This window comes from Mycolicibacterium arabiense, assembly GCF_010731815.2.
GTDB lineage: Bacteria > Actinomycetota > Actinomycetes > Mycobacteriales > Mycobacteriaceae > Mycobacterium > Mycobacterium arabiense.
Genome location: NZ_AP022593.1, coordinates 3,537,525 through 3,557,942, shown reverse-complemented (window position 1 = coordinate 3,557,942; position 20,418 = coordinate 3,537,525). Strand labels below are relative to the sequence as shown.

At 68.0% G+C, this 20,418-nt stretch carries 17 protein-coding genes and 3 tRNA genes; 9 read left to right on the top strand and 11 right to left on the bottom strand.

Features of this window, described 5'->3' with window-relative positions:
• Positions 1-83 precede the first annotated feature (83 nt).
• The 5 genes from gyrB to G6N61_RS18615 all read left to right on the top strand — a co-directional run bounded on the left by gyrB (position 84) and on the right by G6N61_RS18615 (position 6,075).
• Positions 84-2,129: a DNA topoisomerase (ATP-hydrolyzing) subunit B gene (gyrB, locus tag G6N61_RS18635; protein WP_163919854.1), complete on the top strand. Its 2,046-nt coding sequence runs from the start codon at positions 84-86 to the stop codon at positions 2,127-2,129.
• Between the two features lie 60 nt (positions 2,130-2,189).
• On the top strand, positions 2,190-4,718 hold the full coding sequence (gyrA, locus tag G6N61_RS18630) for a DNA gyrase subunit A (RefSeq protein ID WP_163919853.1): 2,529 nt from the start codon (positions 2,190-2,192) through the stop codon (positions 4,716-4,718).
• 34 nt (positions 4,719-4,752) lie between these two features.
• Positions 4,753-5,715 carry a DUF3566 domain-containing protein gene (locus G6N61_RS18625; RefSeq protein WP_163919852.1) on the top strand — a complete coding sequence of 321 codons (963 nt, stop codon included), beginning with the start codon at positions 4,753-4,755 and terminating at the stop codon, positions 5,713-5,715.
• A gap of 70 nt (positions 5,716-5,785) precedes the next feature.
• A tRNA-Ile gene (locus G6N61_RS18620) sits at positions 5,786-5,859 on the top strand.
• A 143-nt stretch (positions 5,860-6,002) separates the two neighbouring features.
• A tRNA-Ala gene (locus G6N61_RS18615) sits at positions 6,003-6,075 on the top strand.
• A 33-nt stretch (positions 6,076-6,108) separates the two neighbouring features.
• Here the strand turns inward: G6N61_RS18615 and cwsA are convergent.
• Positions 6,109-6,531 carry a cell wall synthesis protein CwsA gene (gene cwsA, locus G6N61_RS18610; RefSeq protein WP_163919851.1) on the bottom strand — a complete coding sequence of 141 codons (423 nt, stop codon included), beginning with the start codon at positions 6,529-6,531 and terminating at the stop codon, positions 6,109-6,111.
• Positions 6,532-6,628: 97 nt separating this feature from the next.
• Between cwsA and G6N61_RS18605 the strand changes: the two genes are divergently transcribed.
• A complete protein-coding gene (locus G6N61_RS18605; protein WP_179973695.1) occupies positions 6,629-7,159 on the top strand; it encodes a peptidylprolyl isomerase in 531 nt (176 codons plus the stop codon).
• A 146-nt stretch (positions 7,160-7,305) separates the two neighbouring features.
• Here G6N61_RS18605 and G6N61_RS18600 read toward each other — a convergent pair whose 3' ends face one another.
• Positions 7,306-7,725, bottom strand: coding sequence for a PH domain-containing protein (locus G6N61_RS18600; protein WP_163919849.1), 420 nt, complete (start codon positions 7,723-7,725; stop codon positions 7,306-7,308).
• 152 nt (positions 7,726-7,877) lie between these two features.
• Positions 7,878-8,162, bottom strand: coding sequence for a cell division protein CrgA (crgA, locus tag G6N61_RS18595; protein ID WP_163919848.1), 285 nt, complete (start codon positions 8,160-8,162; stop codon positions 7,878-7,880).
• A 130-nt stretch (positions 8,163-8,292) separates the two neighbouring features.
• Between crgA and G6N61_RS18590 the strand changes: the two genes are divergently transcribed.
• Positions 8,293-9,063, top strand: coding sequence for a DUF881 domain-containing protein (locus G6N61_RS18590; RefSeq protein WP_163919847.1), 771 nt, complete (start codon positions 8,293-8,295; stop codon positions 9,061-9,063).
• Positions 9,064-9,084: 21 nt separating this feature from the next.
• Positions 9,085-9,750 (top strand): aminodeoxychorismate/anthranilate synthase component II, encoded by a 666-nt coding sequence (locus G6N61_RS18585; RefSeq protein WP_163919846.1) that lies wholly within the window; start codon positions 9,085-9,087, stop codon positions 9,748-9,750.
• Here G6N61_RS18585 and pknB read toward each other — a convergent pair.
• The 7 genes from pknB to G6N61_RS18550 all read right to left on the bottom strand — a co-directional run bounded on the left by pknB (position 9,728) and on the right by G6N61_RS18550 (position 19,414).
• Positions 9,728-11,605 (bottom strand): Stk1 family PASTA domain-containing Ser/Thr kinase, encoded by a 1,878-nt coding sequence (pknB, locus tag G6N61_RS18580; protein WP_163919845.1) that lies wholly within the window; start codon positions 11,603-11,605, stop codon positions 9,728-9,730. The genes G6N61_RS18585 and pknB overlap by 23 nt on opposite strands.
• Positions 11,602-12,909 (bottom strand): protein kinase domain-containing protein, encoded by a 1,308-nt coding sequence (locus G6N61_RS18575; protein WP_163919844.1) that lies wholly within the window; start codon positions 12,907-12,909, stop codon positions 11,602-11,604. The genes pknB and G6N61_RS18575 overlap by 4 nt, the downstream gene beginning before the upstream one ends.
• 31 nt (positions 12,910-12,940) lie before the next feature.
• Positions 12,941-14,416, bottom strand: coding sequence for a D,D-transpeptidase PbpA (gene pbpA / locus G6N61_RS18570; protein ID WP_163919843.1), 1,476 nt, complete (start codon positions 14,414-14,416; stop codon positions 12,941-12,943).
• Positions 14,413-15,828, bottom strand: coding sequence for a peptidoglycan glycosyltransferase RodA (locus tag G6N61_RS18565; protein WP_163919842.1), 1,416 nt, complete (start codon positions 15,826-15,828; stop codon positions 14,413-14,415). Before G6N61_RS18565 ends, pbpA begins: the two co-directional genes overlap by 4 nt.
• The gene (locus G6N61_RS18560; RefSeq protein ID WP_163919841.1) at positions 15,825-17,300 is read right to left on the bottom strand and encodes a PP2C family protein-serine/threonine phosphatase; all 1,476 of its coding nucleotides are present in this window, start codon (positions 17,298-17,300) and stop codon (positions 15,825-15,827) included. Before G6N61_RS18560 ends, G6N61_RS18565 begins: the two co-directional genes overlap by 4 nt.
• On the bottom strand, positions 17,297-17,764 hold the full coding sequence (locus G6N61_RS18555; RefSeq protein ID WP_163919840.1) for an FHA domain-containing protein FhaB/FipA: 468 nt from the start codon (positions 17,762-17,764) through the stop codon (positions 17,297-17,299). Before G6N61_RS18555 ends, G6N61_RS18560 begins: the two co-directional genes overlap by 4 nt.
• Positions 17,765-17,944: 180 nt before the next feature.
• On the bottom strand, positions 17,945-19,414 hold the full coding sequence (locus G6N61_RS18550) for an FhaA domain-containing protein (RefSeq protein ID WP_163919839.1): 1,470 nt from the start codon (positions 19,412-19,414) through the stop codon (positions 17,945-17,947).
• 214 nt (positions 19,415-19,628) lie between these two features.
• On the opposite strand from G6N61_RS18550, the gene G6N61_RS18545 reads away from it, so the two are divergent.
• A tRNA-Leu gene (locus tag G6N61_RS18545) sits at positions 19,629-19,711 on the top strand.
• A 112-nt stretch (positions 19,712-19,823) separates the two neighbouring features.
• On the opposite strand, the gene G6N61_RS18540 is transcribed toward G6N61_RS18545, so the two are convergent.
• Complete coding sequence (locus G6N61_RS18540) at positions 19,824-20,396, bottom strand: hypothetical protein (protein ID WP_163919838.1); 573 nt, start codon at positions 20,394-20,396, stop codon at positions 19,824-19,826.
• Positions 20,397-20,418: the final 22 nt, after the last annotated feature.

The window sequence follows — 20,418 nt, the reverse complement described above, 5'->3', positions numbered from 1 at the left end:
GGTAGACTGGTCACGAGATCCGCGAGGGGCCCTCGGCCCCTTAGTCGCCGATCCCCCGTAAAGACCAAGGAGACGCGTTCAACGTGGCTGCCCAGAAGAAGAGCGCTTCAAATGAGTATGGCGCTTCCGCGATCACTATTCTCGAGGGCCTCGAGGCCGTCCGGAAACGTCCCGGCATGTACATCGGCTCGACCGGCGAGCGTGGTTTGCACCACCTCGTATGGGAGGTCGTCGACAACGCGATCGACGAGGCCATGGCTGGTCACGCCACCCGGGTCGACGTCACGATCTGCAACGACGGCAGCGTGCAGGTCACCGACGACGGCCGCGGCATCCCCGTCGAAATGCACGCCAGCGGGGCACCCACGGTCGACGTCGTCATGACCCAGCTGCACGCCGGCGGCAAGTTCGGCGGCGAGAACAGCGGTTACAACGTCTCGGGCGGTCTGCACGGTGTCGGCGTCTCCGTGGTCAACGCCCTGTCCACCAGGCTCGAGGCCACGATCCGGCGTGACGGATTCGAGTGGTTCCAGTACTACGACCGTTCGGTTCCCGGCACCCTCGCCAAGGGCGGTCCCTCCAAGGAGACCGGCACCACGATCCGGTTCTGGGCCGATCCCGACATCTTCGAGACCACGGTCTACGACTTCGAGACCGTCGCCCGTCGCCTGCAGGAGATGGCGTTCCTCAACAAGGGCCTCACCATCGAGCTGACCGACGAGCGCGTCACCGCGGAGGACGTCGTCGACGAGGTGGTCAGCGACACGGCAGAAGCGCCGAAGAACGCCGACGAGGAGGCCGCGGAGAAGGCGACCGAGGCCAAGGGCGTCGGCAAGGTCAAGCACCGCACCTTCCACTACCCCGGCGGCCTGGTCGACTACGTCAAGCACATCAACCGCACCAAGACGGCCATCCAGCAGAGCATCATCGACTTCGAGGGCAAGGGTCCCGGTCACGAGGTCGAAATCGCGATGCAGTGGAACGCCGGTTACTCGGAGTCGGTGCACACCTTCGCGAACACCATCAACACCCATGAGGGTGGCACGCACGAAGAGGGTTTCCGCAGCGCGCTGACCACGGTGGTGAACAAGTACGCCAAGGACAAGAAGCTGCTCAAGGAGAAGGACCCGAACCTCACCGGCGACGACATCCGCGAGGGTCTCGCCGCGGTGATCTCGGTCAAGGTCAGTGATCCCCAGTTCGAGGGCCAGACGAAGACCAAGCTGGGCAACACCGAGGTGAAGTCGTTCGTCCAGAAGATCTGCAACGAGCAGCTGCAGCACTGGTTCGAGGCAAACCCTGCCGAAGCGAAGACCGTTGTGAACAAGGCGGTTTCGTCGGCGCAGGCCCGGATGGCAGCCCGCAAGGCGCGAGAGTTGGTGCGCCGCAAGAGTGCTACCGACATCGGTGGTCTACCCGGCAAGCTCGCCGACTGCCGCTCGACCGACCCGACGCTGTCGGAAGTCTATGTGGTGGAGGGTGACTCGGCCGGCGGCTCGGCCAAGAGTGGTCGCGACTCGATGTACCAGGCGATCCTGCCCCTGCGCGGCAAGATCATCAACGTCGAGAAGGCGCGCATCGACCGCGTGCTGAAGAACACCGAAGTCCAGGCGATCATCACCGCGCTGGGGACCGGCATCCACGACGAGTTCGACATCTCGAAGCTGCGCTATCACAAGATCGTCCTGATGGCCGACGCCGACGTCGACGGTCAGCACATCTCGACGCTGCTGCTGACGCTGCTGTTCCGATTCATGAAGCCGCTCATCGAGAATGGGCACGTCTTCCTCGCCCAGCCGCCGCTGTACAAGCTCAAGTGGCAGCGCAGCGAGCCCGAGTTCGCCTACTCCGACCGGGAACGCGACGGGCTGCTCGAGGCAGGCCGGGCAGCGGGCCGACGGATCAACACCGAGGACGGCATCCAGCGCTACAAGGGTCTGGGCGAGATGGACGCCAAGGAGCTGTGGGAGACCACCATGGATCCCAGCGCGCGCGTGCTGCGTCGCATCACGCTCGACGATGCCGCCGCCGCCGACGAGCTGTTCTCCATCCTCATGGGCGAGGACGTCGAGGCTCGCCGCAGCTTCATCACCCGCAACGCGAGAGACGTTCGCTTCCTTGACGTCTGAGGTCGCTTGATCCTCGAAGACCCCCTTTTCCCGAGCTGCTCATAGACGAGCGAGGAGCACATGACAGACACCACCCTCCCCCCGGGCGACGACGGCGCGACGACCGACCGCATCGAACCGGTCGACATCCAGCAGGAGATGCAGCGCAGCTACATCGACTACGCGATGAGCGTCATCGTCGGCCGCGCCCTGCCCGAGGTTCGTGACGGCCTCAAGCCCGTGCACCGCCGCGTGCTCTACGCGATGTACGACTCGGGCTTCCGGCCCGACCGCGGACACGCGAAATCCGCACGCTCCGTTGCGGAGACGATGGGCAACTACCACCCGCACGGTGACTCGTCGATCTACGACACCCTGGTCCGGATGGCCCAGCCGTGGTCGTTGCGCTACCCGCTGGTCGACGGGCAGGGCAACTTCGGTTCGCCCGGCAACGATCCGCCAGCCGCCATGCGTTACACCGAGGCGCGCCTCACTCCGTTGGCGATGGAGATGCTGCGCGAAATCGACGAGGAGACCGTCGATTTCATTCCGAACTACGACGGCCGCGTCCAGGAGCCGACGGTTCTGCCGAGCCGGTTCCCGAACCTGTTGGCCAACGGATCGGGCGGCATCGCCGTCGGCATGGCGACCAACATGCCGCCGCACAACCTCCGCGAACTCGCCGAGGCCGTGTTCTGGTGCCTCGACAACCACGAGGCCGACGAGGAGACCACGCTGGCCGCGGTCACCGAGCGGGTCAAGGGTCCGGACTTCCCGACCTACGGCCTGATCGTCGGATCGCAGGGCATCCACGACGCGTACACGACGGGCCGCGGCTCGATCCGGATGCGCGGCGTCGTGGAGGTCGAGGAGGATTCGCGCGGTCGGACCCTGCTCGTCATCACCGAGCTGCCCTACCAGGTGAACCACGACAACTTCATCACCTCGATCGCCGATCAGGTACGTGACGGGAAGCTCGCTGGCATCTCGAACATCGAGGACCAGAGCAGCGACCGCGTCGGTCTGCGCATCGTCGTCGAGGTCAAGCGCGACGCCGTCGCGAAGGTCGTGCTGAACAACCTCTACAAGCACACCCAGCTGCAGACGAGCTTCGGCGCCAACATGCTGTCGATCGTCGACGGCGTCCCGCGCACGTTGCGTCTGGACCAGCTGATCCGGCTGTACGTGGTCCATCAGCTCGAGGTCATCGTCCGTCGCACCCGGTACCGGCTGCGCAAGGCCAATGAGCGGGCCCACATCCTGCGCGGTCTGGTCAAGGCACTCGACGCGCTCGACGAGGTCATCGCGCTCATCCGGGCGTCGGCCAACGTCGACGTCGCGCGGGCCGGCCTGATCGAGTTGCTCGACGTCGACGAGATCCAGGCGCAGGCCATCCTCGACATGCAGCTGCGGCGACTGGCAGCCCTAGAGCGGCAGCGCATCGTCGACGATCTCGCCAAGATCGAAGCCGAGATCGCCGACCTCGAGGACATCCTCGCCAAGCCCGAGCGGCAGCGCGCGATCGTGCACGACGAGCTCGCGGAGATCACCGAGAAGTACGGTGACGACCGCCGCACGCGGATCATCCCGGCCGACGGCGACGTGGCCGACGAGGACCTGATCGCACGCGAAGAGGTCGTCGTGACGATCACCGAGACCGGGTACGCCAAGCGCACCAAGTCCGACCTCTACCGCAGCCAGAAGCGCGGCGGCAAGGGCGTGCAGGGTGCGGGGCTCAAGCAGGACGACATCGTCAACCACTTCTTCGTCTGCTCGACCCACGACTGGATCCTGTTCTTCACCACCCAGGGCCGGGTTTACCGGGCGAAGGCCTACGAGCTGCCCGAGGCGTCGCGAACCGCCCGCGGTCAGCACGTCGCGAACCTGCTGGCGTTCCAGCCGGAGGAGCGCATCGCCCAGGTCATCCAGCTCAAGTCCTACGAGGACGCGCCGTACCTGGTGCTGGCGACCCGCAAGGGTTTGGTGAAGAAGTCCAAGCTGGTCGACTTCGACTCCAACCGCTCGGGCGGAATCGTCGCGGTGAATCTGCGCGACGACGACGAACTGGTCGGTGCGGTGCTGTGCTCGTCGGACGACGACCTGCTGCTCGTGTCGGCGAAGGGGCAGTCGATCCGGTTCTCCGCCACTGACGAGGTGCTGCGCCCGATGGGACGCGCCACCTCGGGCGTGCAGGGCATGCGGTTCAACGAAGAGGACCAGCTGCTGTCGCTGAACGTGGTGCGCGAAGGTACGTACCTGCTGGTCGCGACGTCGGGCGGGTACGCCAAGCGCACGGCCATCGAGGAGTACACGGCCCAGGGCCGCGGCGGCAAGGGAATCCTCACGATCCAGTACGACCGCAGGCGTGGCACGCTGGTCGGAGCGCTGATCGTCGACGACGACACCGAGCTCTACGCCATCACCTCGAACGGTGGTGTCATCCGGACCGCGGCACGTCAGGTGCGCAAGGCCGGACGGCAGACCAAGGGGGTGCGCTTGATGAACCTGGGCGAGGGCGACACACTGATTGCCATTGCGCGCAACGCCGACGAGGATGCTGCGGACGAACTGGACGCCATCGAGTCCGATCCGACGTCCGATCCGACGTGATGCGTGTGCACCAGCCTGAGCTAAGGAGCCGAGCGTGACGTCACCGAACGACCCGGGGTACCCGCGTGCGGGTGACGGGCCACGAAGTGCCAACGGTTCGGCCAACGGCGCGACGGACGGCGGCACTGCCGCTGCTCCGGCGCGACCGGGGTCGGCCGGCGAGCACGGCGACGTCCCACCGTGGCAGCGGGGAACGGCCCGGACGCGTCCCGAGCAGCGGACGCCGGAGGGCCAGCCGGACGCGGGCCGTGCCGGTCAGGCCTCCGGTGCGGACGCTCGGCTCAACCGCTTCATGTCGGGTGGATCGGCTCCGGCCGGCGCGCGCGACAACGGACCGACCCAGGGGCCGGCACGCGACAACGGGCCCACTCAGGGCCCGGCGCGCGAGGGTGCCGTGACGGCGACGCGTGACGCCAACCCCACCCGGGAGATCGACCCGGCGCAGGCCGCCGCCGCAGCAGCGGCGCGTGGCGAGACGCGGCCCGAGCCGCCGCGCGCCGAGGTCTACAAGAGCGAGCTCCCGGACCTGTCCGGCGGCGCGCCGCGCTCCGGGCCGCGCAAGCCGCTGGACCGGCCGTCGGGCGATGCACCGCACCGGCCCGCGGCGCGGACGGCGGCGATGAACCGTGGCCAGGGTCCGGTGCGTGCCAGCATGCAGATCCGGCGGCTGGATCCGTGGAGTGTCCTCAAGGTGTCGCTGGTGCTCTCGGTGGCGTCGTTCTTCGTGTGGATGATCGCGGTCGCGTTCCTGTACCTGGTCCTCGGCGGCATGGGCGTGTGGAGCAAGCTGAACAGCAACGTCGGCGACCTCCTGACCAGCGCGAGTGGCGCCGGCGGCGAACTCGTGTCGAGCGGCACGATCTTCGGCGGAGCGGCACTGATCGGCCTGGTGAACATCGTGCTGTTGACGGCGATGGCGACCGTGGGTGCGTTCATCTACAACCTGACCACCGACCTGGTCGGTGGCATCGAGGTCACCCTCGCCGACCGCGACTAGCGACGGTCGGCAGCGCGGTTTGGGAGCAGGCCGTCCGTTGCGGTAATCTCGCTCGGTCGCTTGCGACTAAGGGCCTATAGCTCAGGCGGTTAGAGCGCTTCGCTGATAACGAAGAGGTCGGAGGTTCGAGTCCTCCTAGGCCCACGGTTTTCCTCCCGAGGAAGGTATGTCATGCGCAGCTTGGTGGTGCTGACCATTCTCGTGGCGGGCGCGCTGGTCATCCGGTCGCGCAGCCGTGGCGAGGTGTGGCACGTCGCTGACGAGCAGCCCACCTGACCCACCCCCAAGGGGCCTTAGCTCAGTTGGTAGAGCGCTGCCTTTGCAAGGCAGATGTCAGGAGTTCGAATCTCCTAGGCTCCACAAGCACTTTCGCGATCGGATCCGCCCCGCCCGTCAGGGCCTGGGCGTGACGTCCACACTCGGCGGCAACGGCGAGGGCTCCGGCTGCGTCGAGCGCCTGACGATCGAGAACGTCACCGCACCCACCGCCACGACCGCAGCCCCGGCGGCCGCGAGCACCAGTGGACTCGGACGCCGCCGCTTCGGCCGGCGTGCGTCGGCGATCGTCTGCGGCAGGCTCGACACGGCCACTGCGGCGGCTGCGAGTTCCTGCGCGATGGTCGCCTGCGTCGACGCAACGTCCTTGCTGAGCTTGCTGCTGCGGTAGCGGTCGCGGACCCAGCCCGCCGACGAGCCCACGGACTGCGCGCCAATGCCCACCGCTCCCCTGGTCAGGTCCACCGGACCCACCGTCGAGTACTTGAGGCCGCGAACGAATCGGTCCCGTGACGACAACCGGGTGGTGTTGGCTCTCATGACTCGACCTCTCTGGGTGGAACGGGGCCCGACGACGGGACAACAGTATTCGGGCGGGGGCGAAACCTGGCGTGGAAACGCGAATGGCAGACTCGCTATCGTGACGAGCCCCATTCAGACAGCGACCGCGACCCTGCACACCAACCGCGGCGACATCAAAATCGCACTCTTCGGCAATCATGCCCCCAAGACCGTGGCCAACTTCGTCGGGCTGGCTCAGGGCACCAAGGATTACAGCACCGAGAACGCCACCGGCGGAGCCTCGGGTCCGTTCTACGACGGCGCCGTGTTCCACCGCGTCATCTCCGGATTCATGATCCAGGGCGGCGACCCCACGGGCACCGGCCGCGGTGGCCCGGGCTACCAGTTCGACGACGAGTTCCACCCCGAGCTGCAGTTCGACAAGCCCTACCTGCTGGCCATGGCCAATGCGGGCCCCGGCACCAACGGCTCGCAGTTCTTCATCACCGTGGGCAAGACCCCGCACCTGAACCGCAAGCACACCATCTTCGGCGAGGTCGTCGACCCCGAGTCGCAGAAGGTCGTCGACGCGATCGCGGGCACCTCGGTCGACCGCAGCGACCGGCCCACCGAGCCCGTCGTGATCGAGTCGATCACCGTTTCCTGACACCACTTCTACGCGCTCGACGACGGGTCTCCCCCGTCCGTCGGGCGCGTAGTCGCGTCAGCGCCTGACGTGGCGACTGTGTGGGATGTGAATGCAGAACTCGAGAACCCGCGTCTAGAAGCCCCACACTCGGCGGCGCGTGCGGGTCAGGGAACGTAGCCGGCCGCGGTGAGTACGTCGAGGACTGCGAGCGGGTCGGTTCCCAGATCCCACCGGGTGAACACCAGCAGGCGATCATCGGCGACGGTGTCGATCTCCAACAGCTTCACCTTGCGCCCGATCCGCCGGAACTCCGTGATGCGTACGGCCGCGATGTCGTTCGGCGCCAACACGTGGGTGGAGAACCAGCCGCGGACCACCAGTCCCTCGCCGGTGATTGCCAGTTTTGGCCGTGCGCGCCACGACATCGTTGCGAAGGCGAGCAATCCCAGCCCGGCAACGCCTGCGAGGAAGCGGCCCGGAGCATCTGTGACCACAGTCACAGCGGCGGCGACCAGCGCCAAACCGAACACGAAGCACGCCGCAATGCCGCCGGTCTGCGGTGCCCACTGTGTTTGCTGAGGCACTTATCAACACCCTTTACGCGTGGGCAACGAAGTTATCCACAGGTGCTATCCCCAATGGGGATGAATCACATCGATGTGATTGCGTGTCTCGCAGGTAGCGGACAGGTTGACACCAGTTGGACGAGATGAATTCATCTTCGAGCCGACGGTGGTCACCGCCACCGCATGGTGAGCAACAGACCGGTGATCATGAACGCGAAGGCGATTGCGTAGTTCCACTGCGCCAGGTCCGCCATCCAGGACAGGAAGCTGGGTGCGTCGACCGGGTTGGTGGCGGCGAGCTGGAAGACCAACAGCCAGACCAGGCCGAGCAGCATCAGCCCGATGAAGAGCACCACGAACCACATGGGCGACGGTCCGGCCTTGACCTTGACCGGGGTACGGCTCACCGGGTTGTGGGTGAAGTCGTTCTTCTTGCGGACCTTTGACTTGGGCATGGGTACCTTCAGGCGGTTGATTCGACTGCGATGATGGCAAAGAGCAGTCCGACTAGGGATCTGTCGCGAGTATGAGCCTAGCTCAGCGATCCGCTCCCCTGGTACGACCCGATTGGGGAAGGAGTAACCGATGGCGCGTGGTTCGCGGTCCAGCGACTCTCCCCGGCGGTCGGTGTGGCGATTCGGTGTGCCGGTGGTGTGCCTGTGCGCCGGCCTGCTGCTGGCGACGACGCACACGGTGTCCGGTGGCGACGAGATCCGGCGCAGCGATGCGCCCCGGCTCGTCGACCTGGTCCGCGAGGCGCAGCAGTCCGTCGACCGGTTGACCGCCCAACGCGACGAACTCGTCGGCGAGGTCGACAATCATCACGGCGGATCACCCGGTGCCGGCGCCGCGCTCAAAGTGCTCACCGACCGCACCGACGCACTCGCCGCCGACGCCGGCGTCGCCCCGCTGCGCGGACCAGGGCTGGTGATTACCCTCACCGATGCGCAGCGCGATGCCGAGGGACGGTTCCCCGGCGACGCCTCCCCCGATGACCTGGTGGTCCATCAGCAGGACGTGCAGGCGGTGCTCAACGCGCTGTGGAGCGCGGGCGCAGAAGGCGTCCAGATGCAGGACCAGCGGATCATCGGCCTGTCGGCCCCCCGCTGCGTCGGCAACACGCTGCTGCTCAACGGCCGCACCTACAGCCCGCCGTACGTCATCACCGCCGTCGGAGACGTCACGCGGATGCAGGCGGCACTCGACGCCGCTCCCCTGGTCCGGCTCTACCGCCAGTACGTCGTGCGCTTCGGACTGGGTTACACCGAGGAAGCCAGGGAGCAGACCGACCTGGTCGGCTACGAAGCGCCAGTACGGCTGCGGTTCGCCAAGCCTGCCGGGCCGCTGGGCTATTAGCCGGACGCGTAACCTGGGGTTATGCAGGTTCTCGTCGTCGACAACTACGACAGCTTCGTCTTCAATCTCGTGCAGTACCTCGGCCAGCTCGGCGTGACGGCCCAAGTGTGGCGCAACGACGACGAGCGGTTGGCCGACCCGGACGCCATTGCGGCCGAGTTCGACGGCATCCTGCTCAGCCCCGGCCCCGGCACCCCCGAGCGCGCAGGCGCGTCGATTCCGCTGGTGCAGGCCTGTGCCGCGGAAGCGACGCCGCTCCTTGGCGTGTGCCTGGGCCATCAGGCGATCGGCGTGGCGTTCGGCGGCACGGTCGACCGCGCTCCCGAGCTGCTGCACGGCAAGACGAGCACCGTCAATCACGGAGACGTGGGCGTGCTGAAGGGTCTGCCGAGTCCGTTCACGGCGACGCGCTATCACTCGCTGACGATCCTGCCGGAGACACTGCCGGACGCCCTCGAGGTGACCGCGCGTACCGACGGCGGCGTCATCATGGGCGTGCAGCACACCGAGCTGCCGATTCACGGCGTGCAGTTCCACCCGGAGTCGATCCTCACCGAGGGCGGCCACCGCATGCTCGCCAACTGGCTGACGCTGTGCGGCGAGGCCCCCGCCGAGACGCTGGTGACTCAGCTCGAGCGGGAGGTCGCCGACACCGTGCGTGCGGCTACTGCGCGAAGCTCAGCGTGATCGGGGCGTTCTTGTCCGTCGGCGTGTCCGCGGCGGGGCTCTGAGTCACCACGCCATTGCTCGGTACGCCGCTGTTCTGCGCGTTCGGTCCCTTGATCAGCACACCGGTCCAGCCGAGCGACCGCAGCAGCGGCTCGGCGGCGTCCCAGAACTGGCCGCGCAGCGGCGGCATGACGAACTGGTTGCCCAGCGACACCTGAATCTGGATGGGGCTGTCGATCGCGATGATCTGCCCAGCAGGGGGATTCGTCCCGACCAACGCGCCCTCGGGCAGAGTGCTCGAGATTTGCACGGGCAGCGGCTTGGTGAACCCGTTGGCCGTGATCAACGCTTCGCAATCGGCCGGTGACAGGGCGGCACAGTCGGGCACGGGCTTCTCGCCAGGCCCGGACCCGACCACGACGGTGACCAGATTGGTGACCGCGTAGGTGGAGTTGACCGGTGGGTTGGTGTCGAGCACCCGGTCCTTCTGTTCGGGCGTCGAGGGCGACAGTGCCGTCGCGACGTTCGTGAAGCCCAAGCCACGTAGTCGCGCCAGGGCCGCCTCCGGCGTCATCGACTTCACGTCCGGGATCTGCACCTGCGGCGGTCCGTCGGACACGTTCAGGGTGATGACGTCTCCGGCGGCAACGGCGGTCCCCGCCTCGGGTTCCGTACCGATGACCTCGCCCTGCGGTATCCGCAAGTCATCTTTTCGCTGCTCGTCGACTTGAAAGCCGCGGTTCTGCAGCGTGGCCCGTGCATCGTCTACCGACTGCCCCGTGATGTTCGGCACCTGCTGATCCCGCGGAGCGTCGCCGATCGAGTTGATCGCGATGGTGACCACGACCGTCAGCACCGCGAGGATCGCGACGATGGTCACCCACAGGCGGACGGAGTTCCTGCGGCCGGGCTCGGCGTAACCCCGTCGCTGCGCCGGGATGTGCTCGGTGGGCTGATTGCGGCCCGAGGGCGGCGGCGCCGTCAGCATCGACGTGCGTTCGGCGTCGGTGAAGACCTTGGGCGCCTCGGGCGCCTCGCCGCTGTGCACCCGGATCAGGTCGGCGCGCATCTCCGCCGCGGTCTGGTAGCGGTTGTCGGGGTTCTTGGTCAGCGCCTTGAGCACCACGGCGTCGAGTTCGGCACTGATGCCGGCGTGACGCTGGGACGGCGGGATCGGATCCTCGCGCACGTGCTGATACGCCACGGCCACAGGAGAGTCACCCACGAACGGCGGTTCACCGGTGAGCAGTTCGTAGAGGACGCAACCCAGCGAGTAGACGTCGGAGCGGGCATCGACCTTCTCGCCGCGGGCCTGCTCGGGCGACAGGTACTGCGCCGTCCCGATGACGGCCGCGGTCTGGGTGACGCTCTGACCTGCGTCGGCGAGCGCCTTGGCGATGCCGAAGTCCATGACCTTCACCGCGCCGGACTTGCTGATCATGATGTTGGCGGGCTTGACGTCGCGGTGGATGGTGCCGTGCTGGTGACTGAAGTTCAGTGCCTGGCAGGCGTCGGCGATGACCTCGATCGCGCGGCGCGGCTCCATCGGTCCCTCGGTGTGGACGATGTCGCGCAGCGTGATGCCGTCGACGTACTCCATCACGATGTAGGGCAGCGGTCCGTTGGCGGTCTCGGCCTCGCCGGTGTCGTAGACGGCCACGATTGCGGGGTGGTTCAGGGCGGCGGCGTTCTGCGCCTCGCGACGGAACCGGAGGTAGAAGCTTGGGTCGCGGGCCAGGTCTGCGCGCAGCACCTTCACCGCGACGTCGCGGTGCAGCCGGACGTCGCGGGCGAGGTGGACTTCCGACATGCCACCGAACCCCAGGATTTCTCCCAGTTCGTAGCGGTCGGACAGGTGTTGAGGCGTGGTCATCTGTATGTCTGCTCAGGTGGAACGCTCGAGTGCGCCGCCACGTCGTGCACCCAAGCTTCGCTGACGTGCCCCGCCAAGGTCCAATCAGGCGTCTGTGGCGCAGCCCCGGATCCGCCCATCGGAGGCATCGCCGACGGCGACGGTGGCGGCGTCACCACGGTGGTGTTCGTGATGGTGGGCGGGGGGAGCTGGGTGTCCTTGCGGTCCTGGGCATTGAGCACGATGAGGATGGCGATGACGATCGCCAGCGCCCCGAGCACGCCGGCAGCCCACAGCAGCGCGCGTTGGCCCGAGGAGAACGTGCGACGTGGTGCGACCGGCGGACGGTGGTTGCCCGCGGCAGGCCGTGGCCGCGCCTGGGTGGGTGGGCGGCTCGCGAAGTCGGCGGCCGAGCGCATCTGGACACTCGACGGGATCGCGGCGGGCGTGGCCCTCCCGATCGCGGGGGCCTGGTTGGGCCGCGGTGGCCGGCGTCCGGCCCGCACGGCTGCGACGGCGTCGGCGAACGCGCCACCGGTGCGGTAGCGCAGTCCCGGTTCCTTGGCGAGCGTGATCTCGATGAGTTCGCGCACGTTGGGCGGCAGATCGGCAGGCAGCGGGGCGGGCTGCTCCTTGATGTGCTTCATCGCGACGGTCAGCGCACCGTCACCGGTGAATGGTCGCCGACCCGAAACCGATTCGTAGCCAACGACTCCCAGCGAGTACACGTCACTGGCAGCCGTCGCGTCGCGACCCAGGGCCTGCTCGGGTGCGATGTATTGCGCCGTGCCCATGACCATGCCGGTCTGCGTGACGGGAGCGGCGTCGACGGCCTTGGCGATGCCGAAGTCCGTGAGCTTCACCTGCCCCGTGGGGGTGATCAGGATGTTGCCGGGCTTGACGTCGCGGTGCACCAGGCCCGCGGTGTGCGCGACCTGCAGCGCGCGGCCGGTCTGCTCGAGCATGTCGAGTGCGTGCCGCAGGGACAGCCGGCCGGTCCGCTTGATCACCGCGTTGAGGGGTTCGCCGTTCACGAGTTCCATGACCAGGTAGGCGGTGCGGCCCTCGCCGTCCATGTCCGTCTCGCCGTAGTCGTAGACGCTGGCGATGCCCGGGTGGTTCAACATGGCGACGGTGCGCGCCTCGGCGCGGAACCGTTCGACGAATTCGGCGTCCTCGGAGTACTCGGCCTTGAGGACCTTGATCGCAACCTGCCGACCGAGGCGGCTGTCGAGGCCTTCCCAGACCTGGCCCATGCCGCCCGTCGCGATGAGCCGCTGCAACCGGTAGCGGTCGGACAACGTCACTCCGACGCGGGGACTCACTTCTCGCCTCGCTTCGCTCGGCTTCGGGGGCTCATGATGCCTCCCGCAGCGCTGCCGCAATCGTCGCGCGCCCGATGGGTGCCGCGACGGCACCGCCGGTGGCGTTCAATCTGTCGCCCCCATTCTCCACGAGGACCGCAATCGCGACCTTCGGCGCCTTGGCGGGCGCAAACGCGATGTACCAGGCATGAGGCGGCGTGTTGCGCGGGTCGGTCCCGTGCTCCGCCGTGCCGGTCTTCGAGGCGATCTGCACGCCGGGGATGGCTCCCTTCTGCTGGGTGACCTGTTCGGCGTCGATCATCAAGTCCGTAAGTGTAGTAGCGACCTGCGCCGATACCGCTCGGCGTGCTTCGCTGGGGGCCGTCGTGCTGATGTTGGACAAGTCGGGGCCCTTGAGGTCGGCGACCAGGTGGGGGTTCATCGCGACGCCGCCGTTGGCGACGGTGGCGGCCACGATCGCGTTCTGCAGCGGGGTGAGCGCCACGTCCTTCTGGCCGATGCTCGACATGCCGAGCGCGGCGGCGTCGTTGATCGGGCCGACGGTGGACTGCACCACCTGCAGGGGAATCGGGGGGATCGGCTGGTCGATGCCGAACCCCTGGGCGGTGTCACGCAGCCTGTCGGCCCCGACGTCGCCGCCGAGTTCGACGAACGCCGTGTTGCAGGACTTGGCGAACGCCTCCCGCAGCGATGCCGTCGGCCCACTGCCGCAGGACGATCCGCCGTAGTTCTCGAGCGTTGCGGTGCTGTCCGGCAACTTGATTCGTGCCAGCGACGTCAGCTGGGTGTCGGGTGTGGCGCCGGACTCCAGCGCTGCCGCGGTGGTGACCACCTTGAACGTCGAACCCGGGGGATAGGTCTCGGAGATCGCACGGTTCACCAGCGGCGAGTTGGGGTCGTCACGCAGCCGCTCCCATGCCGCCGACTGCTCCTCGACGTCGTGAGACGCCAGCAGATTCGGGTCATAGGACGGTGCGGACACCATGGCGAGAATCTTTCCGGTCGACGGTTCCAGCGCGACGACCGAGCCCTTGCAGGGGCCGTTGCAGCCCTGGGCCATCGCATCCCACGCCGCTTCCTGCACCTGCGGGTTCAGCGTGGTGCCGACGTTGCCACCGCGCGGGTCGCGGCCGGTGAAGAAGTCGGCCAACCGCTTGCCGAACAGGCGTTCGTCGGAGCCGTTGAGGATCTCGCCCTCGGCGCGTTCGAGGCCGGTGCTGGAGTAGCGCAGCGAGTAGAAACCGGTGACAGGTGCGTATGCCAGCGGGTTGTTGTAGACCCGGAGGTAGCGGAGCCGGCCCTCGGTTGCGACCGAGTAGGCGAGCAGTTGGCCGCCTGCGGTGATCTGGCCGCGCTGGCGGGCGTACTCGTCGAGCAGCACGCGCTGGTTGCGCGGGTCGGAGCGCAGCCCGTCGGCGGTGAAGACCTGGGTCAGGGTCGCGTTGCCCAGCAGCAGGACGATCAGCGCCATGATCGCGAGCGAGACGCGGCGTAGTGAGGTGTTCATACCTTCGAGATCACCTCCGTCCCTGCGGAGGCGATGGGCGCGGGGTTGGGGCCCTTGGTGTCGATCGGACGGCGCGCGTTGTGCGAGATGCGCACCAGGATCGCGAGCAGCACGTAGTTGGCGAGTAGTGACGACCCGCCGTACGACATCCACGGGGTCGTCAGGCCCGTGAGCGGGATCAGCTTGGTGACGCCGCCGACGACGATGAACAGCTGGATGCCGAGCGTGGAGGCGAGCCCGGCGGCGAGCAGCTTGCCGAAGCTGTCGCGCACTGCGATCGCGGTCCGCAGGCCGCGGATGACGACGATCGTGTAGAGCATCAGCACGCCGGCGAAGCCGACCAGACCGAGCTCCTCACCGATGGCGGCGATGATGAAGTCGGTGGACGCGGCGGGCACCGTGCCGGGCTGACCGTTGCCCAGGCCGGTGCCGAAGATGCCGCCGGTGGCGAAACTGAACAGCGACTGGACCATCTGGTAGCCGGCGCCGTCGGGGTCGGCGAACGGGTCGAGCCAGTTCTGCACGCGGACCTGTACGTGTGAGAATGCGAAGTACGCGACGACGCTGCCGACGGCGAACAGCGTGAGCCCCAACAAGACCCAGCTGATCCGCTCGGTCGCGACGTACACCAGCACCAGGAACGATGCGTACAGCAGCAGCGAGGTTCCGAGGTCCTTCTCGAACACCATCACGCCGATCGACGCGATCCATGCCGCCAACAGCGGGGCGAGGTCGCGCGGCCGGGGGAGGTTCATGCCCAGGACGTGCTTGCCCGCACTGGTGAACACGTTGCGCTTGGACACCAGGACCGCTGCGAAGAAGATCAGCAGCAGGATCTTGGAGAACTCCGCGGGCTGAATCGAGAAGCCGGGCAGGCGAATCCAGATCTTCGCGCCGTTCTGCTCGGACATCGAGGACGGCAGGATCGCGGGGATGACGAGCAGCACCAGGCCGGTCAGCCCGCAGACGTAGCCGTAGCGGGCGAGCATGCGGTGGTCGGTCAGGAACACGATGACGAGCGAGAAGGCGATGACGCCGACCAGCGTCCACAGCATCTGCTGGTTGGCGGTCGGGCTGGAGTCGGTCCCGCCCGAGATCTCTTGCGCCGCAAGGTCGAGCCGGTGGATCATCACCAGCCCGAGGCCGTTGAGCAGGGCGACGACGGGGAGCAGCAGCGGGTCGGCGTACGGCGCGAAGCGGCGCACCGCGATGTGTGCGCCCGCGAACAGGGCCAGGTAGCCGATCAGGTACTGCAGGAGGTCCAGGCCGACGCCCTGTTCCTGGTTCGCCTCGACGATCAGCAGCGCCACCATCGTGATGACGGCGGCGAAGCCGAGGAGCAGCAACTCGGCGTTGCGCCGAGTGGGCATGGGCGGAACGACGGTGACGGGGGCCTGAGGTTGTGTGCTCATGACGCAGCCCGGCAGGTGGTGCCCGGCTCCTGCGGTGGGGGAGGCAGCGCCGTGACGCTCGGCGTGGGCGGGGGTGGGGGAGTCGTGACGGTGCTTGGCGTCTCGGGCGCGGGGCCGGGAGCAGGCCCGCGGGAGGGCGACGTGGTCGTGGGCGTGCCCGACGAGGTGGTCGGCGGAGGCGGTGGCGGCGTCGTGGTCCTCGGCGCCGGGGGGGCACACACCGGCAGCAGCGACGTGGTGCCGAGATCGCGGAGCTGGCGGATCGCGTCGTCGACGCTGCCCGCGGGCAGGCCAGCGGTGACCTGGGCGCGCTCGGACTCACGCAGATCGGCGACCTCGAGCAGCTGGCAGTTGGCGCGGTCGTCGTCGACGCCCATGATCCGCAGCTCGCTGCGCCCGTCGAGGCAACCGACGCGGAACGTCTCCTGCAGCGGTATGCCGAGGATCGAGCCCTGCACCCCGCGCATGATGTACACCGCGCCGTCGTGCTCGGCGACGTAGTAATTGCTGCGAATCATCATGCGGCCGATGAAGAGTCCGGCCGCGACCACGAGCACCAGCAGGACCGCGGTGATGATCATCCTGCGGCGCGAACGGGGCTTCTTGGCGGGTTCGGGTTCGACGGCCGGGCGCTTGGTCGGTGCCGCGCGCTTCGGGTTGAACGCCGATGCGCGTCCGGCCGCCGTGTTGGGCGGCGCCGTCTGGTCGTCGTCGCCGGACACCGCGCCGGCCAGGATTGGCTGGGTCTGGCCGTAGTCGTAGTCGACGACGTCCGCGACGACCACGGTCACGTTGTCGGGGCCACCGCCGCGCAGCGCCAACTCGATGAGCCGGTCAGCGCTCGCGGCGACATCCTCGAGCGCCAAGGCTTCGGCGATGGTCTCGTGGCTGACGGGGTCGGACAGTCCGTCGGAGCACAGCAGGTAGCGGTCGCCGGCCTTGGCCTCGCGGACGGTCAGGGTGGGCTCGACCTCGTGGCCGGTGAGCGCGCGCATGATCAGCGAGCGCTGCGGGTGGCTGTGCGCCTCCTCGGCAGTGATCCGGCCCTCGTCGACGAGCGTCTGGACGAACGTGTCGTCCTTTGTGATCTGGGTCAGCTCGCCGTCGCGGAGCAGGTAGCCCCTGGAGTCGCCGATGTGGCAGAGCCCAAGCCTGTTGCCCGCGAACAGGATCGCCGTGAGCGTGGTGCCCATGCCCTCGAGTTCGGGATCGGCGTCGACGTGGGCGGCGATGGCCGAGTTGCCCTCGTGGACGGCCTGGTTGAGCTTGCTCAGCAGGTCCCCGCCGGGCTCGTCGTCATCGAGGTGGGCGAGTGCGGCGATCACGAGCTGGGAGGCGACCTCGCCTGCGGCGTGACCGCCCATGCCGTCGGCGAGCGCCAGCAGTCGGGCACCGGCGTAGACGGAGTCCTCGTTGTTGGCGCGGACGAGGCCGCGGTCGCTGCGCGCGGCGTAGCGGAGGACGAGTGTCACGGGCGCAGCTCAATCACCGTCTTGCCGACTCGCACCGGCGTGCCCATCGGAACCCTTACCGCCGTCGTCACCTTCGCCCTGTCGAGGTATGTACCGTTCGTCGATCCTAGGTCTTCGACGTACCACTCGGACCCCCGCTGAGAGAGCCTGGCGTGCCGTGTCGACGCATAGTCGTCGGTCAGGACGAGCGTCGAGTCGTCGGCACGGCCGATCAGCACCGGCTGGGTGCCCAGCGTGATCCGGGTGCCCGTGAGTGCGCCCTCGGTCACGACGAGCTGCCGGGCGACGTTGCGTGCCTGCCGGCTGGGCAGCAGGGTGCCGCGCAGGGCCAGACCGCGCTTGACCATGACGGCGCCCGTCGGGGCGTAGATGTCGGTGCGCAGGATGCGCAGCACCGACCAGATGAAGAGCCACAGCAGCAAGAGGAAACCGACACGCGTCAGCTGCAGTACTAGCCCCTGCATCCGACGTCCTCTCCGTCACCGTCCCGTTGTCGCTCGCGACCACCGAGCCGACCCGTGGACGGTACCGCTTCGACCCACGCGGTCTGCTCGGCCAGCTTCGGCAACGTCACATTACTTGGGCGGCGATCGACGTGAAGGGGAAGCGTCCGGCTTCGCCACGGCCGACACCCGCTCGAGTGCTCAGTGAACGCGAACGATGATCTCGGAGTGGCCCAGTCGGATCAGGTCGCCGTCGGCCAGCTGCCATTCCTGGACGGGGGCGTTGTTGACCGTGGTGCCGTTGGTCGAGTTCAGGTCCGACAGCAGCGCGACCGCTCCGTCCCACCGGATCTCGAGGTGGCGACGGGACACACCGGTGTCGGGGAGGCGGAACTGGGCGTCCTGGCCGCGACCGATCACGTTGGCGCCTTCGCGCAGCTGGTAGGTGCGGCCGCTGCCGTCGTCGAGCTGCAGCGTGACCGTCGCACCGGCCGCGCCGCTGCCGTAGCCGGCGCCGCCGTACCCCTGCTGGCCGTAACCAGGCTCGCCGTAGGCCGCGGGCGCGCCGTAGCCCTGGTCGCCGTAGCCCTGCTGGGGCTGCTGGCCGTAGTCGTAGCCGGCGGGCTGGCCGCCGTACTCCTGGCGGCCGTAGCCACCGCCGTAGCCGCCCTGGTCGGGGTATCCACCTTGATCCGGGTAGCCGCCCTGGTCGGGGTATCCACCCTGATCCGGGTAGCCGGGCCGCGATTCGGGGCGGCCGTAGTCCTCGTGGCGCGGCGGGGCAGCCGGGGGGCGACCGTAGTCGTAGTCACCGGCGGGCGCGCCGTAGCCGCCCTGTCCGCCCTGCGGGCCGCCGTAGCCGCCGGCGGGGGCAGGTGGGTAGCCCTCGCCGTAGCCACCGGCCGGGGGCTGGCCGTAGCCGCCGCCCGCGGGGGGACGCTGGTCGTATGAGGGGGGCGGGTAGCCCTGGTCGGGGTAGCCGCCCTGGTCCTGGTATCCACCTTGCTCGGGGTAGCCGCCCTGGTCCGGGTAGCCCCCCTGGCGGGGCGGGTAGCCGGGTGCACCTTGGGCGGGCGGCGGGTAGCCGCCCTGATCCTGAGGCGGGTAGGGGCGGCGCTGATCGTCACCCTGGCGGCCGTAGTCGTAGTATTCGTCGCCGGGCTGCTGCCCTTGTCCCTGGCCGCCGCGGTAATTCGGGTTGTCAGTCATCGAAGGAACTCCTGGTTCTGCGGTGTTCGCGCGGTGTGATGAAGCAGGGGCACTTGCGCCCATGGGTGTGGGTGAGGGGGCAGGTCGGCTGTCGGGATTGACCGCTCCACGGACGCGAAGCTGGCCGGTATGCAGGTTCGGCGATGGTTCGAAACTGACGACCACTTCACCATACGTTTGCCAACCTTGGTCATGGATGTATCCCTCCAGGTGCCGGGCAAAACTCGTCGACGTGAGGTCGGGGTCGGCACTCACCTTCTGATGGTCGGGCACACTGAGGGTAATGACGTAGTCGTTTGGTGCCAAAATGTGTCCGCCTTGCAGCTCACGCACCTTGGCGTCGGCCTCGCGCTGCAGCATCGACTCGACTTCCTGCGGCACGATCGATCCGCCGAACACCCGGGCGAACGCGTCGCCGAGGCCGGATTCGAGTTTGCGCTCGAAGCGGTCGACCAGACCCATGTCCCCGCTCCACCTCGCTTCGTCGTCGTCGCTTCTGCCGGCCCGCGCGTGTCGCAGACCGGTACCCCTCTGCGCATGGTATCGGCCATGGGTGCCCCGGCGTGACCATCGGATCTCTGAGAATCAGATCACGCCAGGTCAGCGGCTTGCGCCCGGACCCATCAGCACGGTTGGGGAGTCAGCCGGGGTGCGTGATAGCCTTTCCCGGTTGTTGGGGCGAGTGGCGGAATGGCAGACGCGCTGGCTTCAGGTGCCAGTGTCCTTCGGGACGTGGGGGTTCAAGTCCCCCTTCGCCCACAATGAGCGGTCTTCGGATCGCTGAACGCAGGCCGCGGACTCTTCGAGTTCGCGGCCTTCGTGTTTGGCGGCCTCGAGACGATCCGTCGCTGACATCGGGCGCAGTTGCCGCTCAGACGGGCTCCCACCCGCCCCAGTCCTCACCGGTGAACAGCCCACCCGCAGGGATGTCGAAGTTCTGCAGGAACACCTGCAGCGCAGGCTGCATCTGCCCGTGCAGCGCCGTCATCGCGTCGACGATCTGCGGTGTCATCGGGTCGTGATCCGGTGGCTTCTGCGCCGGAATGAGACCCAGGTGCAGTGCCATCTCGAGCTGATAGAACGTGAAGTCGCCGTACGGACGCTTCGGGTCGCAACCGGGGATGTCGTCGTCCCCGTAGGGCGCGGAGAGCTCCCAACTCATCGCGGCCAACAGGCGCCGGTGGCGATCCGAGAACTCGAACACGGTGTCGTCGGGCAGGTCCTCGACGAAGAACGAGTACTCGTGATCTGCCGGCGGGCGCCGGTAGGGAAAGCTGCCGGTCGGACAGGACCCGTAGGTGGTGGCGATTCGAAGCAGGTGCACGTCGTCGGGCTGGGACTCCCAGTCCGGACCGAAGCACGGCGCACCCACCTCCGCACCGTCCCAGCCCACCCGTACGGCCCGCAGCCGTTCGACGTGGGCCTGCTGCCAGAGAATCTGCATGCCGGCCATCATCCCGCAACGG